Consider the following 25,496-nt stretch of genomic DNA (forward strand, 5'->3'; position numbering starts at 1 on the left):
TTCTATATTTATATTTCGGTGGGTGGAACACCATATTGTTTTTTAAAAGCAGTCGAAAAATGCGATGGATTTTTAAATCCCACTTCAACATATACGTCCTGTACTTTTTTGCCTTCTTCTTTCAATTTAACGTATGCTACTTCCAGGCGTTTTTTAATCAACCATTTCTGAGGGCTGAGGTTGCTGATCTTCTGGAAATCACGTTTGAATGTAGCAAGGCTCCTGCCTGTGTAGGCAGCAATCTGTTCCATTGTCAGGTCATCCATATAGTTCTCATTGAGAAATTCCAGTATATCCACTTTCCAGGGATCAGCAAAATCAAATAGAATGGAAAAAAAATCCTCTGAACTGTTCAGCAGGGCATAAATACCTTCCAGCAACTTCAGTTGCACTACACCTTCCGTTGGTTTCAGCTTTTCATCAAAGTATGGAGTGAGGGACTGGAATAGACTCTTTATATCTGCCCTTGGATGGATTTTTATAACCTTCCTATCAGAAACAGAAACCTTTTTAGGGATTCCATCTTTGTCAAGTTTACTGTAAAATTCGCGGAGCACATTGCGTTTAAATGTGAGTGAGATGCCTTTATACATTTCTTTCCCTTTACCGTGCTTATGCATTATCAGACGGTGGTTACGCCTGATAAAAGCACACTCCCCGGCAGAAATGGTTATTTTTTTGTTCCTGTCCTCTATGATCTGCTCGCCGGAATACACATAGACCAATATATGTTCAGGTGCGGCATGGATACATTTCTCACTTTGATCTGAATAACAGGACAGAAATATGCCAGAGTAGTTGACCGTCTGTAATTTATCTATCTTTTCCATAACATCTATCTCAAATTAATTTCTAATCAACAAAAGTAGCCATAACATCAGAGAGGGGTATTACTGTCAGGCTCAATTTGTCTTACTGTAAAGCTCAAATTCATTTTATAGGCGCACCTAAGATCCATAGCTGGAAGCTTCTTTAAAAGGGATGCCCCTTAGCCCATTAATGCCGATAAGGAAAATCGTTACCCCGCATAATTTATAACTATTTTTTTTCGCTAATCCATTTCAAATGTTACTGAAACATTTCCGGCACCAAGTGAAGCAGCATAGCCCGATATATCGTCAACTTTTCCAATTCGCGTATAGCTGTAGGAGGTTGAAAATGTTTTATAGAACAGCACCAACGTTCTTGAACCGTAGAGCATAATATCACCATTCTGTATTGTGCCAGGATTAGCAGTGTTTGAAGGCAGACTATTTGAAAAATCATATAGTTTTTCGTTTCCGTTCAGCTCGCTCATATTAAGAGTTAGGGGGAGCAATGCCTTGAAAGAACTTGTTGTTGCATTTTCATACAACGTTGCTGTAAAAGTGGATGACCCAATGGTAATTTTTAGCTTATTATTAGACACGGGGTCAGTTATAGCTGGATCGTCATCCTTACTGCATCCAATAAAGGATAAAGAAACGGTTAACGCGAATAGCGTTATAACGAAGTACTTCATATTTTTCATTTTTATTTATAATTTTTATTACCGATATTTTGTCTATTCATGAAGATGTAATTTCCTTCTTTTACTTCCAAGATATAGCCTACCAACTTTACGGAACATTTTTGAAACTTCCACTACCGTGTCGGTCATCCTATATTTTTAGAATACCATATAGCCGCTCTACTGTAAATAGCAAATAGACTGTCTTGGACTAGTACATTATCGTTAAGCCAAAATGGGTCCATTAAAGGGGCGTTCCCCTTCATTAAATTGTTCTCTTATCAAACGCATATCTTTCATTTTTTGAACTCATTTTTCTGATACATTTTCAGCCACACTAGGCTGGTTTAGCTTCTTAAAACGTTATCTACAAATTTCCTAACTTATACGTTTATGTAGCTTATACATAACACCGTTTTATTTACCAATTTTACTGATAATGACTATAATACATGATTAGATTTGTTAAATTGCTTTTGTAATACCTTAAAATATGCAACAAATAGTACGAATAGATACCGTGAAAAACTATAATGATATAGCAGGAGTTGATACGCTACATCCCCTTATTAGTGTTGTAAACTTCGATGAAATACCAACATATCAATATTTCCGAAGGTATATGGGTATTTACGCAGTTTTTCTAAAATATATCAAATGCGGCGATATAAAGTACGGTTGCCAGCCTTACGATTACGAAGACGGAACGTTAGTGTTCATTTCACCTGGACAGGTATATGGCATTGACAGTAAAGGGGAAATCATAAAGCCATCTGGCAAGGCGCTTGTATTTCATCCGGACCTGATTGCAGGGACGCATTTAGGAAAAAGAATTAAAGAGTATACTTTTTTTTCTTACGAAGCGAACGAAGCGCTTCATTTATCCAAAAAAGAAAGAACAATTATAAACGATTGTTTCAATAAAATTAGATACGAATTAGAACAGAATATTGATCAGCATAGCAAAACGCTTATTGTCTCCAATATTGAAGTGTTACTGAATTACTGCATGCGGTTTTATGACCGTCAGTTCATCACAAGAAGCAATGTCAATAAAGATATTCTGGTCAGGTTTGAACGTTTGCTCCAGGATTATTTTAAATCCGATAAGCCATATCTGTTAGGCTTACCGAATGTTACCTATTGTGCAGAAGAGCTCCAACTATCTCCTAATTATTTTGGTGATCTTATTAAAAAAGAGACAGGAAGCACAGCCCTTGATTATATCCAGTCAAAACTGATAGAGGAAGCTAAAGAAAAATTATTCGACCATTCTAAATCGGTCAATAGCATATCCAATGAATTAGGTTTTAAATACCAACAACACTTTACCCGGTTATTCAAGCAGAAAACAGGAATGACACCGAACGAATACAGGAATTTGAATTAATATAAACATGTAGTTAAGTACTACCGGCAGTTCAAATCACCTTATATCCATTTTATGGCAATGCAAAAACCATAATGGAACCGGAAGGATTCTCCTTGGTGCCGCCTACAGAAAGAGCGACATATTGCTTTCCTTTTGGCCAATAGGTACAAGCAGTTGCATTGGCAAGAGCAGGCAATGTGGTTTGCCAAAGAAGTTTACCACTTGCTTTATCCAATGCCCTTAATTTCCTGTCAGCCGTACCACTAATAAAAATGACCCCTCCTGCTGTGAGTATTGGGCCAGCCCTACCTTCCTGTCCGGTTTCAGGCACACCCTTCTCCTGTCGCAGGCTATCATTGCCAAACGGAATCTGCCACTCATACTCTCCTGTTGAGAGGTTAAGTGCACTCAGGGTGCCCCAGGGTGGATTAATAGCCGGGTTACCGCTTGGGTCTTTCCATGTACGGTATCCTGTGGTATTAACGAATTGGTCGGCACGTGCCTTACCCTGGAAAGTTGCCAGTTGCCCGCCTTGCCCGGCGTTTTCCCCTGAAGCGCCCGCTACTTTATCACCTCTTACGATTGTCTGAATGTCCGGCGCCTCAGTGGATTTTATATACAGAAATGTAGTAGCCGGATCAAAAGCTGCACCGCCCCATTCTCCTCCTCCACGGGTACCAGGAAACTGCAAAGTGCCTTTTAAATCCGGAGGTGTATATAATCCTTCGTAGCGAAGTGACCTGAATTGTTTTATTAACGAATCATGATCTGCTTTTGAAAAATTGCTCAGGTCTGCTTCAGTGATCCATTGGCGCGAAAATGGTTTAGGTTTTACCGGAAAGGGTTGCGTTGGCCATGCTTCTTCTCCAGGAAGATTGGAGGCAGGAACTTTTCGTTCCTCGACAGGATATAATGGTTCTCCGTTTTCCCTGTTCAAGATAAAAACGAATCCTTGCTTGGTGATCTGTGCCACCGCATCAATTGCTTTTCCATCGCGGTTAATGGTCACTAAGGCCGGAGGGGCTGGTAAATCATAATCCCATATATCGTGATGGACAGTTTGAAAATGCCAAATATGTTCGCCAGTTGCAGCATTGAGAGCTAATACGCAATTACCATATAGATTGGCGCCTTTTCTTTCTGCTGCGTAAAAATCATACGATGGCTACCCGAGTGCCAGAAAAACAAAACCCCTGTTAGAGTCGAGACTCATGCCCGCCCAGTTGTTGACCCCTCCGACAACTTTATAGGCATCTTTAGGCCAGGTCTCGTATCCGGGTTCTCCGGGCAGCGGCACCGTATGAAAAGTCCATACTAATTTTCCCGTCACACAGTCATAAGCCCTTATATATCCTGGTTGTGCGCCGTAAATATCGGGGACGCGGCATCCCATAATGATCAGGTTTTTATAAACTATACCCGGAGAGGTTGAGGAGACATAAAAATCTTTTCTGGTATCCCGAAGACCTACCCTCAAATCGACTTTCCCATCTTGTCCAAAGCCAGCCAAAGATTTCCCAGTCTTTGCATCAAGTGCAAAAAGAAAGTTGTTAGCAGTAAACAGTATCCGTTTATCATCGCCGTTTTCCCAATAAGTAAGGCCCCGGTTTACTTCAGCACCTTCTCCTCCATTAAACGGATCGAAGGCCCATAATTGCTTCCCGGTAGCAGCATCAACTGCATATGCCCACTGACTGGCGGAAGTGGCATACAATACGCCGTCAACAATAATGGGGTTGCATTGACTGGTTCCGGGCTGTGATCCTGGCGGCTTGTCATTCATGTTAAATGTCCAGGCAGGTTGTAATTTGCCCACATTAGAAATATTTATTTGAGCAAGCGGCGAATAATTGGAACTCTTACTATCAGCTTTATAAACCTACCACGTGCGGGCTTTGTCAGTCCACATCTTTGAACTACAGCCAGCAAAAAGAAGCAGAGTTAGTACTGTAAATATTATTGAAATACCGTTGCTTTTCATAACCGGGAATTTATACAAGTTAACCCTTTACGTTTCTATTTTTATATCAATCTAGGGGAACTGATACAGTTTCACTCCCCGTTAGGTCGATTTCTCTAACTCATTTATGAAAGGTTGATTGTAGAACCGTTTGCCGCTCGCTTTAAAAAGCGCATTTGCTACAGCAGCAAATACCGGAGGAAACGGAGGTTCTCCCAGTCCCGAAGGCTCCTGCTCGCTTTGTACAAAGTGGACCTCAATTGCCTTTGGCGCTTCATTCATCCGGATCATCCGGTAAGTGGTAAAATTGTTTTTCTGAGGAACACCATCCTTAAACGGAAGTTCACCGTACAGCGCATTTCCTATACCATCTATGATCGCGCCTTCGGCCATGTTTATCGCTGCATCTTTGTTCACGACAATTCCGCAGTCGATTGCAGCCACTACTCTCTCCACTTTTGGGGTGTTATTATTCAGGATCAGATCAACAACTTCAGCCACATAGCTATTGTGGCAGAAATAGGCCGATACGCCTCGGTGGACTCCCTGAGGTGTTTCCTTCCAGCCTGATTTATCACGAACCAGCTCCAGAACACCTGCATAACGTGCAGCGTCATAATCATTGTCTTTGCCTACCGGATTTTTCTTTGCCCGCTCCAAAAGCTCCAACCGGAAATCAATCGGGTCTTTACCCATTTCAGCCGCCAGCTCATCCAGAAAGGATTGTTCTGCGGCAGCCATAAAGTTTGACCCCGGGGCACGAAAAGTACCAATTGTAATATTGGAGGGTAAGGTCCAGCTCTCGGCAAGATAATTGTCCACTGCGCCCGCCGGAAATCGGCTAGGGTGTACGGGAGATTCGGAAAGTCCACCTCCTTTCACATGAAAAGCGAGAAGATTGTTTTTTTCGTCCAATGCAGCGCGATAGGTAACACTATAAGCTGGGCGATAGATACCCGCAGTCATCTCGTCCTCGCGGGTATAGATAAGCTTTACTGGAGCCTGCACTTGCTTGGAAATTACTGCTGCCTCTATAAAATGATGTCCATAACCTCTACGACCAAATCCTCCTCCCATTCGAGCAAGTTTTATGTGCACGTTCTCTCTTGGCAGCCCCAGTCGCTTAGCTAATGTTGCCCGAAGAAACTCAGGCGTCTGCATTGGCCCATAAAATGACGCTTTGTCTGCTGTTACGTGTGCAAAGCAACTCACGGGTTCCATTGTGTTGTGCGCTAAGAAAGGGCCTGTAAAGGTGCGTTCAAGGATTTTTTCGGCAGATGCAAATGCCTTTTCCGGATCTCCGTCTCGGCGAAGAATATTCCCCGGTTTTTTGCTAAGTTCTGTCATTTTCGATCGGTGTACATCCGTACTTTCCAGGCCGGCAGGGTATTTTGCTTCTACGGCTGGACCGTCAAGTTCCCACCAGGCGGCACTCTTCTTAAAGACACGTTCAGGCTCTTCTTCCCATTCTACCTTCAAGGCTTTTTTAGCCTGTAAAACTTCCCACGTGCTGTTGCCCACTATCGCGGCAAACCTGGTAAAGCTCGTTGTATCAAAGAAAGTCTGTGCTATATCGCTTGTAAGCGAATCGAAAACGAAGATGGATTTAATACCAGGCATTGTTTTGGCTACGCTGTCATCAATAGACTTAAGCCTCATCCCAAATGCCGGAGGGTGCACGATCATGGCAATGAGCATACCTTCTGCCTTATAATCTAGCGTGAACAACGGCTTTCCACTGAGGATATTTGACAATTCGACGTTTTTCTTGGACGAACCTATTATCGTGAAATCTGAAACATCCTTAAGTTTTACTTCTTTAGGAACCTGGATCGCAGCTGCGGCAGAGGCAACCTCTCCATAACCGGCCTTCTTTCCAGATGTTTTATGCATCAGCATGCCCCGTTCGGTTGTAATTTCTGAAGCCGGAACATTCCATTTAGTTGCGGCGGCCAGAACCAGCATTTGTCGGGCAGTAGCACCTGCCATGCGCAAGGGAGACCAACCTTGTCGGATCGATTGGCTTCCACCGGTAAATTGACGTTCAAAACGCTCTGGATAAAAATCAGCCTGTTCCACAATAACCTGTTTCCAGTCAACATCCAGCTCTTCTGCTAATATCATAGGCATCGATGTCTTCACATTCTGTCCAAATTCGGGATTGGGATTATAAAGCGTCACCACACCATTTTCTCCGATCTTGATGTAACTGTTCAACTCAAACCACTCTTCCGGCACTTCAAGCGCTTTATCGCCTACAGGTTTGCATCCGGCCAGCCAGCTGAAATGTAGAAGCATTCCACCGCCTGCCAATAATGTTGCTTTAAGAAATGAACGTCTGTTTACTGTCGTTTTTATTAAGGCCATTGTCTTTTTCTTTAATGTACTAATATGTTGCTGCTGTTTTAATTGCAGCTCTTATTCGTGTATAGGTCGCACAGCGGCAGAGGTTGCCGGACATCGCGGCATCGATATCGGCATCTGTCGGATTGGGGTTTGATTTCAATAATGCAGCGGCACTCATGATCTGTCCAGCCTGGCAATAGCCACATTGCGGAACATCGTGCTCCTCCCATGCCTTTTGTAGTGGATGACCAAGGTCTTCCGATAGCCCTTCGATGGTCGTTATGGGCTGCTCACCTATTGCGGAAAGAGGCATTGAACAACTACGGATGGCGTTATTTCCCAATAAGACAGTGCAGGCTCCGCAAGAGGCAACACCACACCCGTATTTAGTACCCAATAAATTCAAATGGTCTCTTAGTACCCATAATAAAGGAGTGGATGGGTCAACATCGACGCTGTATTCTTTATTGTTGATTTTCAATTTTGTTATTGCCATGATAATTGTTTATACTAGATCGTTGGTAAATGGTTTTACGATTGTGATAGTGTAATTCTTCTTGATCAAGATGGAAATTCTTCGTGCATTACTCCATCACCTCTTTTTATACAGATGAAATAGACTTCCGTTACATCACTGTATACCATGCTGTTACAAAAATACAAAACAACGTTCCTTTACTTTTACCGATTTCACGGTTTTTTTTACCAATATCACTGATTAGCAGAGGTATGAAATCGGAATCGTTTAAATTTGATGATACCTTACAAAGCGAAGACAAAAAGTCAGAGAACGAAGAGCTAAAAACGGATGAAAGAGATCAAAGAAATAATTGCATCATATCAAGCAGCGGTTAACAATAACCTCCGGATGAGCCTGGCTACCGTCGTGAAGGTGGAAGGGTCCTCCTATAGGCAGCCCGGGGCACGTATGCTGGTGACAGAGGACGGAAATTTAACAGGTGCGATAAGTGGCGGGTGTCTTGAAGGTGACGCGCTACGAAAAGCCTTACTTTCCATTCAGCAGCGAAAAAATAAATTAATTACATACGACACAAGTAACGATGAAGACGCAGTATTTGGGATACAGCTTGGGTGCAATGGCATCGTCCATATCCTGTTTGAATATATCGACGCCAATAACACCAGCAATCCGGTGTCTATGTTGAAGAGGCTTCAGACAGACAGAATAGAAACTGTTGTTGTTACACTGTTTTCCACAAAACATAGAAATGAGCAACAAGGAACTGTTTTGATATCCGGTGAAGAAAAAGCTATTGTAAGCTCTTCGCCAGACATAGATCTTTCTATGTTGCGGGATGATATAAACTTGGCTAAAGAAAAAAAACAGAGCCACCTGAAAAAACTTATCCGGGGGGGCCATGAGATGGAAGCTCTTGTGGAATATATAGCACCTACAGTACATCTTGTTATTGCCGGAGCAGGAAATGATGTAAAGCCATTGGTGGAAGCTGCCGGTATAATGGGATGGGAAACCACTGTTATCGATGGACGGGCAACGCACGCCCTTCCAAACCGTTTCCCAACAGCTAAACGCGTTATTCTTTCAACAGCGGATAAAGTTGCAGATCTTGTGAAAATAGACCCCTTTACAGTTTTTGTACTGATGACCCATAATTACCATTACGATCTGGTGGTATTAAAGTCGCTGATCGGAGCCCAAACACCCTATATTGGGGTTCTCGGTCCAAAAACCAAACTGCATCGTATGTTCAATGAGCTTGGATCAGAGGGAATAGCACTGGACGAAATACAAAAAGAAAAAATATTCGGACCAATGGGTCTGGATATCGGGGCGGAAACATCGGAAGAAATCGCCTTCTCGATCGTATCGGAAATTAAGACCATATTGAGCGGAAGAAAGGGAAGCTCACTTAAATTGCTGAACACCAAGATACACGACGACATTTCAATTCTGCCATGAATAGCAACATCATAGACAACTTCGGACGCGTCCATAACTATCTACGGATATCCCTCACGGATAACTGTAATCTGCGGTGCTTTTATTGCATGCCGGAAGAAGAATATGCCTTTACACCACATACCAGACTGATGCAGGTCAACGAAATCGAAAAATTGGCATCACTTTTTGTGGATAATGGCGTAACGAAGATACGCCTAACAGGCGGTGAACCACTCGTTCGAAAAGATGCTTCCGAAATTATCCGCATCTTATCCAAACTACCTGTTGAATTGACCATGACCACCAACGGCATACGTATCGATGATATGTTGCCCCAGATCGTGGATGCTGGCTTTAGCAGTATTAACATCAGTTTGGACACCTTACAACAAGAAAAATTTATCCGGATCACTAGGCGAGATTATTTTGAGCGGGTACGCCGCAATATTGATTTGCTGTTAAGCCAGGGAATACAGACTAAAATAAACGTGGTCATAATGAAAGGGTTGAACGATGATGAAATATTGGATTTTGTTGAACTGACCAAATTATATCCAATCGAGGTTCGCTTTATTGAGTTTATGCCCTTCAGCGGAAACCGTTGGTCAAGCAACCAGGTGCTTACCTTGAACGAAATAGTGGAGCGGATAGCTACTGTTTACGAAATTGCACCTGTTCTGCCCAAACCCAATGATACATCCAAACCCTTTGCCATAGCAGGTCATCTGGGAAAAATAGCTATTATCAGTACCATGACGGCTCCTTTTTGCGGGAGCTGTAATCGCATGCGCCTAACGGCCGACGGAAAACTTAAGAATTGTCTTTTTTCAAAAGAGGAAACGGATCTGCTATCGGCATTGCGAAACGGAGAGGATGTACTTTCCTTGATACAGCAGTGCATTCGATCCAAAGCGGAATCCCTGGGTGGACAATTAAGTAAAGATTTTAAAAATATAGAGGCTGATTCCTTAAAGAACCGGAGCATGATAACTATTGGCGGATGAAAAAACAAACAGGCATAATCATATTGGCAGCCGGAAATTCCTCCCGGCTCGGAACACCTAAACAACTTCTCAGTTTTGAAGGCAAGAGTTTGCTGAGACGTATAACCGATGAAGCATTGCTTAATCCTAATCACCAGGTGATTGTTGTGCTTGGAGCCTCCCATGAAATCATTCAAAATGAACTGGCAGGAGCAAAAGTCGAAATGGTCATCAATCCCGATTGGCAGGACGGTATGTCTGGTTCGATCAGAACAGGGCTTCAATCTCTGTTACAGGTAAAACCTGATCTGGAACAGTGTATCATAACCGTCTGTGACCAACCCTTTATAAATGCCAATGTCTTTCATGAACTTCAAGTACTGGCCAAAGAGACCGAAAAAAGAATTATAACAACAGGCTTTGCCGGAACATGGGGTGTCCCCGTTCTTTTCTCGAAACGATATTTTGATGAACTGCTGTCACTGGACGGTCAAGAGGGCGCAAAAAAGGTAGTCAACAAACACCCGGAGGACATGGCAATCTTTCCTTTTGCGCAAGCGCGGTTTGACATTGATACCAAAGAAGACTATTGCAGATTAAAACAAACGATGGTGAGCGTAGATGAGGCAAAAGACATCATCGACTTTTATTTGCCAAAACCAAAAAAAAGTACTGCTGTGCCGATACAAGATGCATTGGGCTTTACTTTGGCTTCAGATGTCATTGCGCAGCATGCCATTCCTAACTTTCCCCAATCCTCCATGGATGGTTATGCCCTACGTCATGGGGAACGTGCGCTGGAACTACGGGTATCAGATAAAATCCCTGCGGGTTCAACTGTTCAAAAAACACTATCACACGGGGCATCGATGCGCATTTTCACCGGTGCTCCGTTACCGATAGGCGCTGATACCGTGGTAATGCAGGAAAAGGTACAGGTGACCCACGAAGGAAGCATTCAGATAATGGATAACACACTTCAATTAGGCGATAACGTTCGGCAAAAAGGCTCGGAAGTAAATGCAGGTGCAGTGGCGATACGGGCTGGCTGCCTCCTAACACCTGCCGCTATAGGATATCTGGCCGGTATTGGCTGCACGCATGTGGATATTTACGCCGCTCCCAGGATTGCCATTATCCTTACAGGCGATGAATTAAAACCTTTGGGAGAGCCACTGTGTTTTGGGGAGGTGTACGAATCCAATTCCTATCAGCTTTGCAGTGCCTTAAGTCAGCTGGGCATAAAAAATGTGGAGATCGTCCATGTCCTTGATGATGTGCAGCAGCTAAAGGCAACCATCGAAACGGAACTTAAAGACCTGGATGTACTGTTATTAGTCGGTGGTGTCAGTGTTGGCGAATATGATTTTGTAACTACAGCAGCAAAGGAATGCGGTGTTGAGCAACGTTTTCACCGTATACGTCAAAAGCCTGGCAAACCACTTTTTTTTGGCACGAGACAGGAAAAACTAGTCTTCGGGCTTCCGGGTAATCCTTCTTCGGCACTGACGTGTTTCTATCTGTATGTTGCCCCTGCTTTGGAAAAGATCATGCAGGTTCCCAACCATATAAGGAAGATCAAGGCACCGATCAGCCATGATTACCATAAGAAGGCCGGGCTTACCCATTTTTTAAAAGGCAGTTATGATGGTGGCTCCGTAACACCGCTACATGCCCAGGAATCTTACCGTTTGCAGTCATTCGCACAGGCAAACTGTCTGATCGTTGTTCCGGAAAAAGATGAAGTGATTTTAGCAGGCACTGATATGGAAGCTTATTTATTATAAAACCCTTGTACACTATACATGAATTTAAAAGTTCTTTTACCTGCATTTTTATGTTTATCGATCCAGCAATCCTGGGCGCAGTCTCCGGAAGAAACGGATAGTATAAAGAATGTCTTTAAACTGGGGGAAGTAACCGTCATTGGTCAAAAGAACGTGAATACTGTGAGCGCAGAGCAGATCCAAAAATACGGTAAAAACGATGTGGCCGCTGCATTAAACCTGCTACCGGGCGTGACACTCACCTCTATCGGGGCAAGAAACGAAAGCGTGGTTAACGTCCGTGGATTTGATCTGCGGCAGGTTCCTTTATTCATCGACGGCATCCCGGTATACGTTCCTTATGATGGCATGGTCGACCTGGGCAGGTTTACTACATTTGATGTATCGGAAGTTCAGGTATCCAAAGGAAATGCTTCGGTACTGTATGGCCCGAATGCTATGGGTGGCGCCATAAATGTCATTACCAGAAAACCTCAGGAAGCGTTGGAAATCCAGGGAGCTACGGGCTATATTTCCGGGGGATACCGGACCAATTTCAATGTAGGGACCAAATGGGACCGCTTTTATGTACAGGCCTCATTTTCCCAACTGAACCGGGACTATTTTCCGATGTCAAAGAAATTCACCCCAACAGCATTTGAAGACGGAGGAAAGCGAGACAATTCTTATCAGAACGACCGGAAATACCATATCAAAGTTGCTTTCACCCCAACTGAAAACTCAGAATATGCCCTTGCATACAGTTATCAACGGGGCAGCAAAGGAAATCCCTTTTACGCAGGTAGCGATACAGAAAACAACCAATTAAACAGGCCTAGGTTTTGGGAATGGCCAAACTGGGACAAACAGAGTTTGTATTTCCTTTCCAATACAACGATCGATTCAAAGCAAACTATCAAAACACGGATTTATTATGATATATTCAAAAACCTGCTGAATTCCTGGGATGACGCTACTTTTACAACAATGGATCGCGGTTATGCCTTTACCAGCATTTATAACGATTATACCATAGGCGGTATCGTGCAGCATGACTATCAGACAAGTAAACGCAATCTTCTTTCTACCTCTGTCCAATATAAACAAGATGTTCATAGGGAGTACAATGTTGGTGAGCCACAAAGGAGCATGAATGACGGAAATTTTACGTTTGCGGTGGAAGATCGCTTCAAAATAACTAAAGTGCTGGATCTTACTGCCGGAGTGAGCTACAACAACCGAAGAAGCTTAAAAGCACAGAACTATAATGCCGACTCGGATGAGATCAGTAATTATCCGCCTAACTCCAATGATGCCTTTAATGTGCAAGGGGCCGTACAGTATCGACTCAAGGCCAATCAAGAGCTAAATCTTTCTGTTGGTAAAAAGACACGGTTTGCCACACCAAAGGACCGCTATTCTTACCGGATGGGTACGGCGATTCCCAATCCCGACCTTAAGGCGGAGCAGTCTGTCAACTATGACCTGACCTACAGCAATAGGTTGTTTAATAAATTGCTTTTAGATGGCTCTTTGTTCTACAGTAAGATCAGCAGGACCATACTTATGGTCAACAATGTACAGTACGATGAAGAAGCGGACATGTGGCTCAATCAATTGCAGAACACCGGTGACAGCGAGTACATGGGATTTGAAGTTGCAGCAAACTATCCGGTCAGCCCGGCTTTTTCTCTCGGATCAAACTATACCTTCATCAAGAGGAACAATATCAGCAATCCGGAAATTTACCTCATGGACGTACCACGTCATAAAGTGATCTTCAGGGCAGGTTATGAACTGCGCGACAGGTTTCGTGTACAGGCCAATATGGAACATAACTCAAACCGGTACAGTACTTCTTATGGCACAGAATCGCCGGGTTTTACGCTCTACAATGCCAGCGTAAAACTGAAAGTTTGGAAGTGGTTCTCGCTCGAAGGTGGAGTAAACAATATCTTCGACAAGAATTATACATTGACCGAAGGGTTCTACGAACCAGGCCGTGTGTTTTACAGTAACCTTATCTACAAATTATAGCTATGGAATGGTTCTACGTTATACTTTTCTTTGTAGCCTTCTTGTATGCTTCCGTAGGACATGGGGGTGCAAGTGGTTATCTGGCTCTGATGGCCCTGTACGGGATAGCACCGCAGGAAATGAAGTCAACGGCACTGGTATTGAACCTGTTTGTTTCCCTAACTTCCTTTATCCAATATTACAGAGGGCATTTTTTCAAAAGGAACCTCTTTTTTACCGTTGCGGCAGCATCGGTACCAATGGCCTTTATCGGAGGCATGATTACACTGGACGACAACCTGTATAAACGTTTACTTGGTGTGTTGCTCTTGTTTCCCATTATCCGGTTTTTCTTTTTCAGAAGTCCGGGGCAGGACGAACTGAAACCTTATCATGTTCTTGGCGCAGTGGCTATCGGTGCCATTGTCGGATTGCTGTCCGGTATGATCGGCATTGGTGGCGGGATTATCCTATCACCGTTTCTGATCCTGTTGAAATGGACGGACCAGAAACAGACCGCTGCCATCAGTGCTGCCTTTATTTTTGTAAACTCCTTATCGGGCTTGGGCGGTATGCTCACGCAAGGGATCACTTTCAATGCCGATATGTGGATATACATCAGTGTTGCATTCGCAGGTGGTCTCCTGGGGGCATATGTCGGTTCAAAAAAACTGAACCAGGACGGCCTTAAATATGTACTGGCAACCGTGCTTGTGGTGGCTGCCTATAAGTTATTGTTCACAACAGCATAATAAAAATAAATAGATGAAAACGATTATAACAGCCCTTTTAATCCTGTCCAGTGCATTACTTCATGCCCAGGACGCTAAAAATCTCGCGATAACAACGTCTGATAATAAAACGGCGACACTTACGTTCGAAAAGATAGCAGCCTTCCCGGAACAGTCGGTGGACAGCCTTCGCATATATAACCATGCAGGAGCGTACCGTTCAACCCTAAAGGATATAAAAGGTGTACTATTGAAAGATATATTAAAGGACGCGACTTTCGGAGCGGAATCTCCAAAGGTTCTCAGCGAATATTACATTGTATGTATCGCCACGGATGGTTATAAAGTGGTATTGTCATGGAATGAGCTGTTCAATACCCCTGTTGGGGACAGTGTGCTGGTCGTGACCAATATTAAAGCAGCCTCAGCTGGAGAGCAGAAAGATCAACTCGCATTGCTCTCAGCAAAAGACAGGGCAACAGGTAGACGATACGTGAAGGAATTACGGACAATCAAAATTTTACGGGTAAAGTTATGAAAATAAAAGTACGGACATTTGGCTCACTTACCGAGATACTTTCTCAGGAATTCTTTATGGAATCGACAGATACAGAGACGTTAATTAATACACTTTACAGCCAACAGCCTCAGCTGATTGAGCGCAAGTTGCTGATCGCGGTAAACCATACGATCGTTCGGGAAAACACGGCTTTAATGGAACATGATGTGGTTGCCCTTATGCCGCCATATTCAGGAGGATAGCAAATGGAAAGAAACGACCGTTATTCGAGGCATTACAGGCTAAGCGGATTTGGGGAGATCGCACAGGACAAACTACTAAGGTCCAGCGTGCTGGTTGTTGGTGCAGGCGGACTGGGCTGCCCTGCGCTGCAATATCTGGCTGCCGCCGGCGTCGGCAAGATCGGCATTATAGACCATGACCGTATCGCGCTGAGCAACCTGCAACGTCAGGTTTTGTTCGGAACGCACGAAGTCGGCCTTTATAAATCCGACGTTGCCGCAGAAAAGCTGAGGCTCCTGAATCCGGAAATTGAGGTCCAGGAATATGTGCTGCATCTTTCCAACGAAAACGCCGTCGAAGTGGTTGAAGGGTATAATCTCGTTCTGGACTGCACGGATAACTTTGCGACGAGACATCTACTAAGTGACCTATGCATGCTCTTAGGTAAACCCCTGGTTTTTGGCGCAATCTATAAGTATGAAGGACAGATTGCGGTATTCAATGTCGACGATGCGAAAGGTGGAACAACAACATATAGACACTTATTTCCTTTCCCTCCCAATCCGCTGGATGCTCCGGATTGTAATGAGATAGGCGTCTTAGGCGTACTGCCCGGGATAATCGGTACGATGCAGGCAACTGAAGCCATTAAGATACTTACAGGAATTGGTCAGCCGCTTTGCAACAAATTAATGACCATCAACTTATTGGATAATCGTTCGATGATTCTGGACATACCACCCACTTTAGCAGAAGAGGCGATCTTCCCGACATCTTTGTCCGATTTTAAAGCGTTTGATTATGGTTACCATTGCGGGATAAAAGCACCATTGCTCCGCGGTATAAGTCCAGAAGAGTTCGTAAAAATGGATCAGAACGATGATGTCCTTATTATTGATGTACGGAATACGGAAGAATTACCCAAAATTCCTTTCAAACATATACAGATCCCATTGAAGGAACTTCCGGATAACATCGAAAATATAGATCGAAGCCACGTAATTGTAGTCTGTCAATCAGGTAAGAGAAGTCATATAGCAGGGGAACTACTGCTGAAAAAATTGGGAACGGATTATCGTATCAGTCATTTAGAAGGAGGCGTAACAGCCTTGGGAAAATATTATAATGGATAAGAGAAAAAAGAACATATTCGTAAAGGGTGCCATCCCTCCATTGTTGATTGCTGACAGCATTGCTGCGCATTCCTCCAAAACTAAGATCGGCGCGCACAGTATTTTTCTCGGACAGATCCGGTCTGATCAAATCGACGACAAAACCGTCCGCGCAATTGAATACACAGCCTACGACGATCTGGCACTTGATAAAATGTCAGATATCAGGGAAGAGATCTTTGAAAAATATCCGCTAACATGCATGCACGTATACCATAGCCTGGGAACAGTTCAGGCAGGTGAAATATGCCTTTTTGTGTTCACCTCCTCCGGCCATCGGAAAGCGGCTATTTCGGCATGTGAAGAGCTTGTGGAGCGCATAAAGAACGAATTGCCGGTCTGGGGAAAAGAAATTTTTTGGGATGACACCCATCAATGGAAAGTAAACAAATAATATGGTTGACATTACATTCAAAAGCTATACGCTGCGCAAGGCGATTGCTACAGCAACGATCCAGGTTTCAAATCCCGCCACCATTACGGCAGTGGAGCAACGAAAAGTTCCTAAAGGAGACATATTTGAATTTGCCAGAGCCTCGGCATTATTGGCGATAAAGAAAACAAGCGACATGATCCCTGATTGTCACCCCCTACCCATCGAGTATGCCGTCGTGCGCTATCAGGTTGCAGGCTTAAAAATCAACATTGAAGTAGAGGTCCACACCATCTATAAAACGGGTGTTGAAGTGGAAGCCATGCACGGTGCCTCTGTAGCTGCACTGGTGATCTATGATATGTTAAAGCCCATTGATAAAGGTGTCGAAATTCAGCATATCCGCCTGCTGGAGAAAAAAGGGGGCAAGAGCAGCAATCCTGCCATAGCGACGGAGAATTTAAAAGTTGCTGTTGTGGTTTGCAGTGATACCGTTCATAAAAGAACAAAAGAGGACGTTTCAGGTAAACTGTTGGTAGAATTGTTAGAAGAATACGGAATGAGCAGCATTGGATATGCTGTCGTTCCCGATGAAATAGAAGCTATCCAAAAACAACTGGAACAATATAGAGCAGAAGACTTGGACTTACTTTTGTTTACAGGAGGAACCGGACTATCGGCACGAGACGTAACTCCCGAGGCAATTGCACCCTATATCACAAAAGAAATACCGGGGATCATGGAAACGGCAAGGCAGTACGGACAACAGCGTATAAAGACCGCTATGCTTTCGAGAGGAATTGCAGGTTTTGCGGAAAATATGCTCGTGCTGACACTTCCTGGCTCGCCGGGCGGTGTAAGAGAGAGTATGGCAGCTTTGTTTCCACAGGTTCTCCATGTCTTTCAGGTTAAAGAAAACAAACCTCATGAATAAACTAATTGGACATTCTTAGTTTGCTTACACTCAGCCTGACTGCCTCAATAGTTCTGGAGATTTCTTCCTCCGTGGTAAATCTCCCCAAACTGAATCGGATAGATGACATACCATCTTCATCACTTAACCCCATCGCCTTTAAAACATGCGATGGCTTAGTGACCGTTGCTGAGCAGGCCGAGCCGCTTGCTACGGAAATTGTACCCAGAGCCATAATAAGTTGTTCGGCTGGAACGCCCCGAAAACAAATATTACTTGTATTGCAGAGCCGGTGTTGAGCGTGTCCATTTACACGTGTGCCTGGAATTGTAAGCAGCGCCTCTTCCAACCTGTTGCGAAGTTGACCAATACGATCGCAATCGGAACTCATTTCTGCAACAGCAATTTCTGCCGCTTTGCCCATTCCGATTATTCCGGGCACATTCAGGGTTCCGCTTCGTAAGCCCCTTTGTTGCCCGCCTCCGTGAATCTGGGGGGTAAGCCGTTTTCTAGTTCCATTTGAAACATACAGTCCACCAATGCCTTTCGGCCCATAAAATTTGTGTGCTGAAAAAAGTAAAAAATCAACCTCCAGTTCTAGCACATCTACTGGTAATTTCCCTATAGCCTGTGTAGCATCGCATAACATCAATGCTCCGTTTTCATGGGCTATTTTACTTATCTGTTTTATTGGCTGGATGACGCCTGTTTCGTTATTGGCTAGCATCACACAGACCAGTAAAGTTTGCTCGGTTATAACATCGGTAAGGAGCTCAAGATCCGTCATTCCCGCAGGATCCACCGGTAGATAGGTAACCTGGTAGCCAAAATTTTCCAGGAATGAACAGGTAGCTAAAACAGCATTATGCTCCGTGGCAAGTGTTACGATATGCTTTCTTTCAGATGGTATCAGGCCCTTGATGGCTAAATTTACGGCTTCCGTAGCGCCGGAAGTATAAAGGATATTATTGGGGCCTCCACCTAATACCGTTGCAAGATTTTCGGTTGCTTCCTCAATAGTCTCCTGAACGGACAGACCAAATAAATGGGAACTGTTTGGATTGGCGTAGAAGTCTTTAAAATAAGGGATCATGACGTCCTGAACCCTGCTGTCCAATGGTGTTGTCGCATTGTAATCGAGATAAATATATTGTAAATCCATATTCCTTTTATCAATTCCTTGCAATTAAAAAAATCCATTCGTTGGGTTGTCTTTTCTTTTAGAGATAGCAGCTGCTCGTAACATCATATGGATCAATCCTGAAATAAAGTTAGCTCCAATTAAGAAACATTGCTTATATATTTTACAGATATTTTTACCAGTTTTACGGATTTAGTTATTATCAGAAAGCTTCCCCAATTCATTTGTTTAAATTTGTTACATAAAAAAACACATGTATGGAACAAGTGGAAAGAATAAACAGCGTAGGAGAATACAATAAGCTTGCAGGTGTAGATACCTTGCATCCCTTGGTCAATGTCATCAATTTCAGCAAAGTACCTTCAACAAGACATTTCAAACGATATATGGGTCTCTATACCATGTTCTTGAAAGAAGTAAAATGTGGAAATATGACCTATGGATGTCAGCCTTATGATTATGAGGATGGGACCTTGGTTTTTGTATCGCCGGGGCAGGTATATGGCATCGACAATTCAATCGTCCAAAAGCCTTCCGGCTATGCTTTAGTATTCCACCCAGACCTTCTTAACGGAACTCTACTTGCGGCTACTATTAAAAAATATACTTTTTTTTCCTACGAGGTGAACGAGGCTTTGCATTTGTCATTGAAGGAACGAAAGACCATAGTTGACTGTTTACAAAAGATCGCTACCGAAATCGATCAAAATATCGATAAGCACAGCCAAACACTGATCGTCTCGAATATTGAAGTGCTGCTAAATTATTGTATGCGTTTTTATGATCGCCAATTTATAACGCGTAATAAGGTTAATACGGATTTGCTCATTCGCTTTGAAAAATTCCTTCATGAGTATTTCAACTCGGATAAGCCCCAGTTTCTCGGCGTGCCGGGTGTGGCTTATTGTGCAGATCAGTTGAATCTCTCTCCAAATTATTTCGGAGACCTCATTAAGAAAGAAACCGGTAGTACAGCTCTGGATTATATTCAGTCCAAAGTCATTGGTGAAGCAAAGTTAAAATTGTTCGATTCAACAAAGGCGATTAGTGAAATATCCCATGAACTGGGGTTCAGATATCAGCAACATTTCACCAGACTTTTCAAGCAGAAAACAGGAATGACACCCAACGAATACAGAAATTTGAATTAGGTGCAAAGCCAGCGGCGCATATTATTTTAGGGCTTTTAGTAAGAATATTCCCCAAGTTATACCCAACTTGGGGAATATTTTCATTCGTAATATTAATGTTTGTGATTTAATTAGGGAAATACATGCCAGCGAGTTTTGTAGTTCTCACAAAATCACGAGCTTATGAAATATTCTTTACAAAACATCATTTTAGAAATACACAACAAAGAGGATAAGATTTCCTCACAAAGCAAGAGGCTGATTGACGAAGCGTATGAGATGACATTGTTCCTACAGGATTTGTTATTCTCTGTCAAAAAATTCATTAGTGAAGAGGGGTTCAAGAACGATGATGAAGAAGTACATTTTTTCCGAACCATCAAACCTCAAATACTCGGCAAATTAATTTACTACAATAAGGTCTATCGAATAGAAACCACTTGTCCGGTCAGTAATGGCAAAATGTATTACGGTTATTTTTCGGCTCAACTGGCAAACCTGAAAAGGGAATATGTAGAGCATGTTTGCAATTCGGATTTCTACAGATATTATCGTTCTGGGCGAACTGATCGGGACGATACCTATTTTAAAAGAGGGCACATAAATTATCATGACGGGCTGAACAGCATCGTCTTTGAAATTGATCCGGCATTCTCAACCTTCTTTGATTACAAGGTAGCAAGAATCATCTCTAACGAATTACTCTACACTTACCTTCTGACAAAAATCAATCCGGATGAAAATCCCGATTTAGTTTTGAAAAATCCAGAAAGCACAAAAGATGTCTTTTGGACAGATAGCAAAAATGCTCTTATCGAATTGGTGTATGCGCTTTATGCCGCCGGTGTTATTTCCCATGGCAAAATCGGTATCCGAAAAATAAGCCTAATGTTCCAAATACTCTTCCGTATTCCGCTGGGAGACCTGCACCATGCCTTCCATCGAATGAAAACACGTGCGGGTTCAAGAACAGCATTTTTAGACCAGCTCAAAACATCACTTGAAGAATATATGGATAAAGACCTTTAAGTAAATGAGATAAACAAAGCTATGCCTTCAAAGCAGTACATTTTGTGCTGCTTTTTTTTATGCCCATACCTGCCAATTGGCAAAATATACTTTCTCTGTTTAAATGTATGCTTGAAAATAAGTAAAAAATTCTAACACAGTGCATTATTCAAATTGAAAAAATTTTCAAAAATCGGCATTTCCAATTGGCAAGGCTTGGCGGACAAAGCCTACCACTCTTTTCAATTTTGCAGAGGAAACATTAAAGACTTGTGCAATGAAAATAATACCCAATGAAGAAGAAGCTCGCCAGCAGTTGATCTACCGCATCAAGGCAATTGGTGAATACATAAAAAAGCTGGAAGGCACCAGCTCTAGTTATCCAACCCTTAAAGCATTTCCTTATGAATATTGACAGGATGGAATTTGTAGCGTGGATGGAACGCATCATGGATCGTCTCGACATTCTTGGCGGGCACATAGAGGACATGCAAAAGAAACGTAACAGCATTGACGGTGAGGAATTGCTGGATAATCAGGACTTGCTCCAAATGTTGAAAATAAGCAACCGATCTCTGCAACGCTATCGCTCTATCGGAAAGCTCCCCTATTATACCATCAGTGGGAAACTGTATTATAAACTATCCGACGTACATCAATTCGTCCGGGAGAGTTTTACGGCTCCATTGCCAAAACCAAGAGCCAACGGGTGACAAATACTGCCAATGGATGCCAGTTGGTGCAAACCAGTGAAGGCTTCTCCTATTTTCGGCATTGAACTTTAAATTATATGGATCATGAGTGAAGAAACAACAAATAAGCGGGGTACACCCGAACAGCTATCTGACATACTATTGGTCTTTGATAAAGAGAAAAAGAAAATCCAGGCTGTAAAGAGCATCGATGAAAACGGCAAGCTGGAAACCGTTGAACCTACAAAGAAAAACCAAAATCAGTTTATGCGTGTGGATAAGCATGGTGATTTCTTCTCCAACTTCTTTTCCAATTTTTTCAGTCAGCTAAAGAACCCTACTAATTTTTCATTTTTCAAAGTACCCGCACCTACTGCTATTGACACAGCAAAGGAGATGCAGAAGCAGGTAAATAATCCCACTCCGGAGGGAGAACGATTGATGAAAGAACACGAAGTGAAAGTGGAACCAGGTCAGGATAAAAAACAAGAAAATCAAAATAATATGGAAACAACACAGACAGCACCGGAAACCGGTGAATACCGCTACAAGCCGGAACAGATTGATTGGGAAACCATGAACAACCTTGGATTGAGCAAAGAATTTCTGGAAAAAAAGAATTTGCTTGAACCATTATTAAAAGGGTACAAAACCAACGAGCTTGTACCCGTTAGCCTTAATCTTGGCACTGCCATTACCAGGCTGGATGCCCGATTGTCATTACAGGCTGGTGAAGATGGCAAACCCGTAGTTGCTATTCACGGCATCCGCAAAGAACCTAACCTGAACTTTGAATTTTTTGGACACAAGTTTAGCGAAGAAGATAAGAGCAACCTGCTTCAAACAGGCAATATGGGACGAGTAGTCAATCTTACCAATCCCAAGACGGGTGAAACTTTACCGTCCATTATCAGTGTGGATAGACTGACCAATGAACTGGTGGCTCTTCGTACGGAATTTGTAAAGATCCCTGATGAGATCAGATTTCTACTTAGTTGACTTAGCGTAACTGAACGCGTTTGAACTCACCTGTGAATAAATAACATTTGCCTGCTGCAATATTTTCAGTACCGCGTCATTTCCAGCATTGAATCTGAGCGATACAACATCTGCCTGCGCTCCTTCAGCCAGCCACGGGATATCAACCGAGATGAACTGATTATCAGCAGTTCTATTCAACAGCACAGCCTTTCCTGTGGCTTTGACAGGTTTTGCAGGGTCTTTTTTGAGCGTTAGTTCAAATCCCTGAGCACCTTCACCGATTTTTGCCTTATGTACAGCGCCATCCGTTTCAAGGGATATATTGCTTACATAGCGATGGGGCAGATTATAAAAATGTTTAAAACTGCCTAAAGCCGCTTTGTTGTTTATAGCGCCCCAGACAACCCAGTTACCCTCCTTTGCATTATTGTTTTCACTCACTGTTGCTTCCACGGTGAAAAACGCGATCGTATAGGCTTCAACTCCATAAACCTGATCTGTGCTATAAATCTCCAGACCACCGTTCACCAGTCCATTTTCATCGGCCTTTGCCTTAACACCAGCAGGGAGTAGTTTTTGTGCCTCATCGGCAGTAAGACGGAACCCCAGCCCCATGAAGTTGGAGGTGCGGGCAATAAAAGGGGGATCTATATATTTCTCTTGTTTCATATTTTGAGCATGTTGACCATAGGTGGGACCTAACAATAAAAAACTGCTGAATAGTGCAGCTACGATACACAATGATCTGCTTATCTTGAATCTTTTTCTGTTCGTATATTTCATATCCGTATATTTTATAAAACTATCTGTAATCTGCTATAATGCTTGCTTTGTCGGGCGGAATAAAATTTCATTTACATCTACATCATCCGGCTGGCTGATCGCAAATGCAATTATCCGTGCAAATGCATCGGGATGAAGCGAAGCTTCTTTCACGGCGTCCTGTATACCTTGTGCAACATCCGGTTCTGTGATCGTATTATGCAATTCGGTAGATAGTGCCCCCGGAGATATGATAGTTGTACGAATGTTGTAGGGAGTGACTTCCTGACGCAAGCCTTCCGACAATACTCTTACGGCAGACTTGGTTGCGGAATAAACTGCGCTACCATTCCATACCTTGTGGCCGGCTACCGAAGAAAGGTTGATGATGTGTCCTGCCTTTTGTTCTTTCATGTGAGGTAGCGCCGCTGCAATACCATATAATACGCCTTTAATATTGACATCGATCATTAAGTCCCATTCATCAATTTTATAACGGTCAATAGGTGATACGGGCATGACCCCTGCATTGTTTATCAAAACATCGATACGGCCAAATGTTTGGACGGCATTTTCAACCAGTGCTTTTACTTCTTCTGCTTTAGTAACATCTGTTACCTGGGCAATCGCTCTACCTCCGGCGCTGTTTATCTGGTTTGCCAATTCTTCAATCCGGTCTTTACGCCGCGCTCCCAATACAACCAAAGCACCCTCGTTTGCTAAATGTCTTGCCGCTGCTTCTCCCAGTCCACTGCTGGCACCGGTGATTACAATGACTTTTTCTTTAATGTTATTATCCATGACAATTAATATTATATAAATTCAACTTGTTAGCCAGCCGATGTCTGATCCGACATCTTGCTGATATAACAAAAATAGCCATACAAATTCTCAAATGCATGTCTGTCAGGCTCAAATAGATGTTCTGAAAAGCTCACCCAAAAGGATTGTTAGTTCTAGGCCTCTTCCTTTTTTATTTCGGTGGGAGCAATGCCGTATTGCGTTTTGAACGCTTTTGAAAAGTGGGATGGGTTTTTAAAACCAACTTCGAGGTATATTTCCTGTACTTTCTTACCGGGTTCCTGCAACAATAAATAAGCCGCTTCCAACCTTCTTTTTATAAGCCATTTTTGAGGGCTTAGGCTACTGATCTTCTTAAAGTCACGCTTGAATGTGGCAAGGCTCCTTCCTGTGTACCGTGCTATATCCTCCATGTTAAGGTCGTCCCTATAATTATCTTCAAGAAATTCCAGCAAGTCAATTTTCCAGGGGTCTGCAAAGTCAAACAGTATCCGGTAAAATTGCTCCGACGTATTCAGCAGTGCATAGATCCCCTCCAGCGACTTTAAGTGCGCCACCGCTTCGGTAGGTTTCAGGTTTTCATCGAAATAGGGGGTCAGCGAATCAAACAGGCTTTTTGTATCTGCCCGACGACCGATCTTGAAAACATTGTCATCCGACATCTCTATGCCTTTTGGAATACTGCTCTTGTCCAGTTCCTTATAAAAATTCCGCAGGACGCTCCTGTCCAAAACAAGAGAGATACCTTTATATGGTTCACCGTCCTTTCCGGTTTTAAAAATTTTGGTTTTGTGGTTCCTCTTTACAAAAACGGCTTCACCGGATTCCACGACAAGTCTGTCATTCCCTGTTTCAATGACCTGTTCCCCGGAACAGACGTAATTGAGGGAGTGGTTAGGGATTGATTCGATTGTCTTTGTATCATGTTGTGCAAAACAGGACACAAAAATTCCCGAATAATTTATCGACCGTATTAGTTCATTTTGTACCATTATCTTATCCTTAATATAAAACAAAAATACCTAATATTCTGTAGGCTTGTATGGCTGTGCGGCTCATAAAGATGTGCTGTCAGGCTCATCCGGTTAAAAAGACGCTGATTTTAGTGGCTTTCTATCAGGAATAATGCAATAAGTAAAAACTTCGGGAACCTCTCCTGAACGGGATCAAAAAGCTAAAAAACAAGAAGATTGA

26 protein-coding genes and 2 pseudogenes are annotated in these 25,496 nt (G+C 42.9%); 16 read left to right on the plus strand and 12 right to left on the minus strand.

Annotated elements, in window-relative coordinates; genetic code table 11:
• Nucleotides 1-8 precede the first annotated feature (8 nt).
• The 3 genes from B2107_RS15735 to B2107_RS21950 form a co-directional block, all read right to left on the minus strand.
• Nucleotides 9-830, minus strand: a complete 822-nt coding sequence (locus B2107_RS15735) for an AraC family transcriptional regulator (RefSeq protein ID WP_293956610.1) — start codon at nt 828-830, stop codon at nt 9-11.
• Nucleotides 831-1,051: 221 nt separating this feature from the next.
• On the minus strand, nt 1,052-1,501 hold the full coding sequence (locus B2107_RS15740) for a cyclophilin-like fold protein (protein WP_293956611.1): 450 nt from the start codon (nt 1,499-1,501) through the stop codon (nt 1,052-1,054).
• Nucleotides 1,502-1,635: 134 nt separating this feature from the next.
• Nucleotides 1,636-1,755, minus strand: coding sequence for a DUF3737 family protein (locus tag B2107_RS21950; protein WP_414711850.1), 120 nt, complete (start codon nt 1,753-1,755; stop codon nt 1,636-1,638).
• Between the two features lie 227 nt (nt 1,756-1,982).
• Between B2107_RS21950 and B2107_RS15745 the strand changes: the two genes are divergently transcribed.
• The gene (locus tag B2107_RS15745; RefSeq protein ID WP_293956612.1) at nt 1,983-2,879 is read left to right on the plus strand and encodes a helix-turn-helix domain-containing protein; all 897 of its coding nucleotides are present in this window, start codon (nt 1,983-1,985) and stop codon (nt 2,877-2,879) included.
• A 52-nt stretch (nt 2,880-2,931) separates the two neighbouring features.
• Here B2107_RS15745 and B2107_RS15750 read toward each other — a convergent pair whose 3' ends face one another.
• The 5 genes and pseudogenes from B2107_RS15750 to B2107_RS15765 form a co-directional block, all read right to left on the minus strand.
• On the minus strand, nt 2,932-3,870 hold the full coding sequence (locus tag B2107_RS15750; protein WP_293956613.1) for a PQQ-binding-like beta-propeller repeat protein: 939 nt from the start codon (nt 3,868-3,870) through the stop codon (nt 2,932-2,934).
• A 33-nt stretch (nt 3,871-3,903) separates the two neighbouring features.
• Nucleotides 3,904-3,969 (minus strand): annotated as a pseudogene (locus tag B2107_RS21955) (hypothetical protein); the annotation flags it as partial.
• Nucleotides 3,970-4,026: 57 nt separating this feature from the next.
• Nucleotides 4,027-4,677 carry a PQQ-binding-like beta-propeller repeat protein gene (locus B2107_RS15755; protein ID WP_293956614.1) on the minus strand — a complete coding sequence of 217 codons (651 nt, stop codon included), beginning with the start codon at nt 4,675-4,677 and terminating at the stop codon, nt 4,027-4,029.
• A 246-nt stretch (nt 4,678-4,923) separates the two neighbouring features.
• Nucleotides 4,924-7,188 carry a xanthine dehydrogenase family protein molybdopterin-binding subunit gene (locus tag B2107_RS15760; RefSeq protein ID WP_293956615.1) on the minus strand — a complete coding sequence of 755 codons (2,265 nt, stop codon included), beginning with the start codon at nt 7,186-7,188 and terminating at the stop codon, nt 4,924-4,926.
• 19 nt (nt 7,189-7,207) lie between these two features.
• Nucleotides 7,208-7,657 (minus strand): (2Fe-2S)-binding protein, encoded by a 450-nt coding sequence (locus tag B2107_RS15765; RefSeq protein WP_349682264.1) that lies wholly within the window; start codon nt 7,655-7,657, stop codon nt 7,208-7,210.
• Between the two features lie 318 nt (nt 7,658-7,975).
• On the opposite strand from B2107_RS15765, the gene B2107_RS15770 reads away from it, so the two are divergent.
• The 10 genes from B2107_RS15770 to moaCB are packed head-to-tail and all read left to right on the plus strand — an operon-like array spanning nt 7,976 to nt 17,808.
• The gene (locus B2107_RS15770; protein ID WP_293956617.1) at nt 7,976-9,109 is read left to right on the plus strand and encodes an XdhC family protein; all 1,134 of its coding nucleotides are present in this window, start codon (nt 7,976-7,978) and stop codon (nt 9,107-9,109) included.
• Nucleotides 9,106-10,095, plus strand: coding sequence for a GTP 3',8-cyclase MoaA (gene moaA, locus B2107_RS15775; protein ID WP_293956618.1), 990 nt, complete (start codon nt 9,106-9,108; stop codon nt 10,093-10,095). The genes B2107_RS15770 and moaA overlap by 4 nt, the downstream gene beginning before the upstream one ends.
• On the plus strand, nt 10,092-11,861 hold the full coding sequence (gene glp / locus B2107_RS15780) for a gephyrin-like molybdotransferase Glp (protein WP_293956619.1): 1,770 nt from the start codon (nt 10,092-10,094) through the stop codon (nt 11,859-11,861). The genes moaA and glp overlap by 4 nt, the downstream gene beginning before the upstream one ends.
• Nucleotides 11,862-11,879: 18 nt before the next feature.
• The gene (locus B2107_RS15785) at nt 11,880-13,877 is read left to right on the plus strand and encodes a TonB-dependent receptor plug domain-containing protein (RefSeq protein ID WP_293956620.1); all 1,998 of its coding nucleotides are present in this window, start codon (nt 11,880-11,882) and stop codon (nt 13,875-13,877) included.
• A gap of 2 nt (nt 13,878-13,879) precedes the next feature.
• Nucleotides 13,880-14,608 (plus strand): sulfite exporter TauE/SafE family protein, encoded by a 729-nt coding sequence (locus B2107_RS15790; protein WP_293956622.1) that lies wholly within the window; start codon nt 13,880-13,882, stop codon nt 14,606-14,608.
• Nucleotides 14,609-14,621: 13 nt separating this feature from the next.
• Nucleotides 14,622-15,125: a molybdopterin-binding protein gene (locus B2107_RS15795; protein ID WP_293956623.1), complete on the plus strand. Its 504-nt coding sequence runs from the start codon at nt 14,622-14,624 to the stop codon at nt 15,123-15,125.
• Entirely contained in the window at nt 15,122-15,349 is a 228-nt protein-coding gene (locus tag B2107_RS15800) for a MoaD/ThiS family protein (protein WP_293956625.1), read from the plus strand. Before B2107_RS15795 ends, B2107_RS15800 begins: the two co-directional genes overlap by 4 nt.
• A gap of 3 nt (nt 15,350-15,352) precedes the next feature.
• On the plus strand, nt 15,353-16,462 hold the full coding sequence (locus B2107_RS15805; RefSeq protein WP_293956626.1) for a HesA/MoeB/ThiF family protein: 1,110 nt from the start codon (nt 15,353-15,355) through the stop codon (nt 16,460-16,462).
• Nucleotides 16,455-16,895, plus strand: coding sequence for a molybdenum cofactor biosynthesis protein MoaE (locus B2107_RS15810; protein WP_293956627.1), 441 nt, complete (start codon nt 16,455-16,457; stop codon nt 16,893-16,895). Before B2107_RS15805 ends, B2107_RS15810 begins: the two co-directional genes overlap by 8 nt.
• 1 nt (nt 16,896) lies before the next feature.
• Nucleotides 16,897-17,808 (plus strand): bifunctional molybdenum cofactor biosynthesis protein MoaC/MoaB, encoded by a 912-nt coding sequence (gene moaCB, locus B2107_RS15815; protein WP_293956628.1) that lies wholly within the window; start codon nt 16,897-16,899, stop codon nt 17,806-17,808.
• Nucleotide 17,809: 1 nt separating this feature from the next.
• On the opposite strand, the gene B2107_RS15820 is transcribed toward moaCB, so the two are convergent.
• Complete coding sequence (locus B2107_RS15820) at nt 17,810-18,949, minus strand: cysteine desulfurase family protein (RefSeq protein ID WP_293956629.1); 1,140 nt, start codon at nt 18,947-18,949, stop codon at nt 17,810-17,812.
• 236 nt (nt 18,950-19,185) lie between these two features.
• Between B2107_RS15820 and B2107_RS15825 the strand changes: the two genes are divergently transcribed.
• From B2107_RS15825 to B2107_RS15845, 5 genes and pseudogenes are all read left to right on the plus strand, one after another.
• Nucleotides 19,186-20,079 (plus strand): helix-turn-helix domain-containing protein, encoded by an 894-nt coding sequence (locus tag B2107_RS15825; protein WP_293956630.1) that lies wholly within the window; start codon nt 19,186-19,188, stop codon nt 20,077-20,079.
• A 162-nt stretch (nt 20,080-20,241) separates the two neighbouring features.
• On the plus strand, nt 20,242-21,087 hold the full coding sequence (locus B2107_RS15830; protein ID WP_293956631.1) for an RteC domain-containing protein: 846 nt from the start codon (nt 20,242-20,244) through the stop codon (nt 21,085-21,087).
• 256 nt (nt 21,088-21,343) lie between these two features.
• The gene (locus B2107_RS15835) at nt 21,344-21,481 is read left to right on the plus strand and encodes a hypothetical protein (protein WP_293956632.1); all 138 of its coding nucleotides are present in this window, start codon (nt 21,344-21,346) and stop codon (nt 21,479-21,481) included.
• Nucleotides 21,471-21,779, plus strand: a complete 309-nt coding sequence (locus B2107_RS15840) for a helix-turn-helix domain-containing protein (RefSeq protein ID WP_293956633.1) — start codon at nt 21,471-21,473, stop codon at nt 21,777-21,779. The genes B2107_RS15835 and B2107_RS15840 overlap by 11 nt, the downstream gene beginning before the upstream one ends.
• Before the next feature lie 84 nt (nt 21,780-21,863).
• A pseudogene (locus B2107_RS15845) lies at nt 21,864-22,742 on the plus strand (DUF4099 domain-containing protein); the annotation flags it as partial.
• A 3-nt stretch (nt 22,743-22,745) separates the two neighbouring features.
• Here B2107_RS15845 and B2107_RS15850 read toward each other — a convergent pair.
• From B2107_RS15850 to B2107_RS15860, 3 genes are all read right to left on the minus strand, one after another.
• Entirely contained in the window at nt 22,746-23,522 is a 777-nt protein-coding gene (locus B2107_RS15850) for a hypothetical protein (RefSeq protein WP_293956634.1), read from the minus strand.
• Nucleotides 23,523-23,555: 33 nt separating this feature from the next.
• Complete coding sequence (locus tag B2107_RS15855; protein WP_293956636.1) at nt 23,556-24,302, minus strand: SDR family oxidoreductase; 747 nt, start codon at nt 24,300-24,302, stop codon at nt 23,556-23,558.
• Between the two features lie 155 nt (nt 24,303-24,457).
• On the minus strand, nt 24,458-25,294 hold the full coding sequence (locus B2107_RS15860) for a helix-turn-helix domain-containing protein (protein ID WP_293956637.1): 837 nt from the start codon (nt 25,292-25,294) through the stop codon (nt 24,458-24,460).
• Nucleotides 25,295-25,496 lie beyond the last annotated feature (202 nt).

The sequence above is a fragment of the Sphingobacterium sp. UBA7855 genome, assembly GCA_002500745.1.
Lineage (GTDB): Bacteria > Bacteroidota > Bacteroidia > Sphingobacteriales > Sphingobacteriaceae > Sphingobacterium.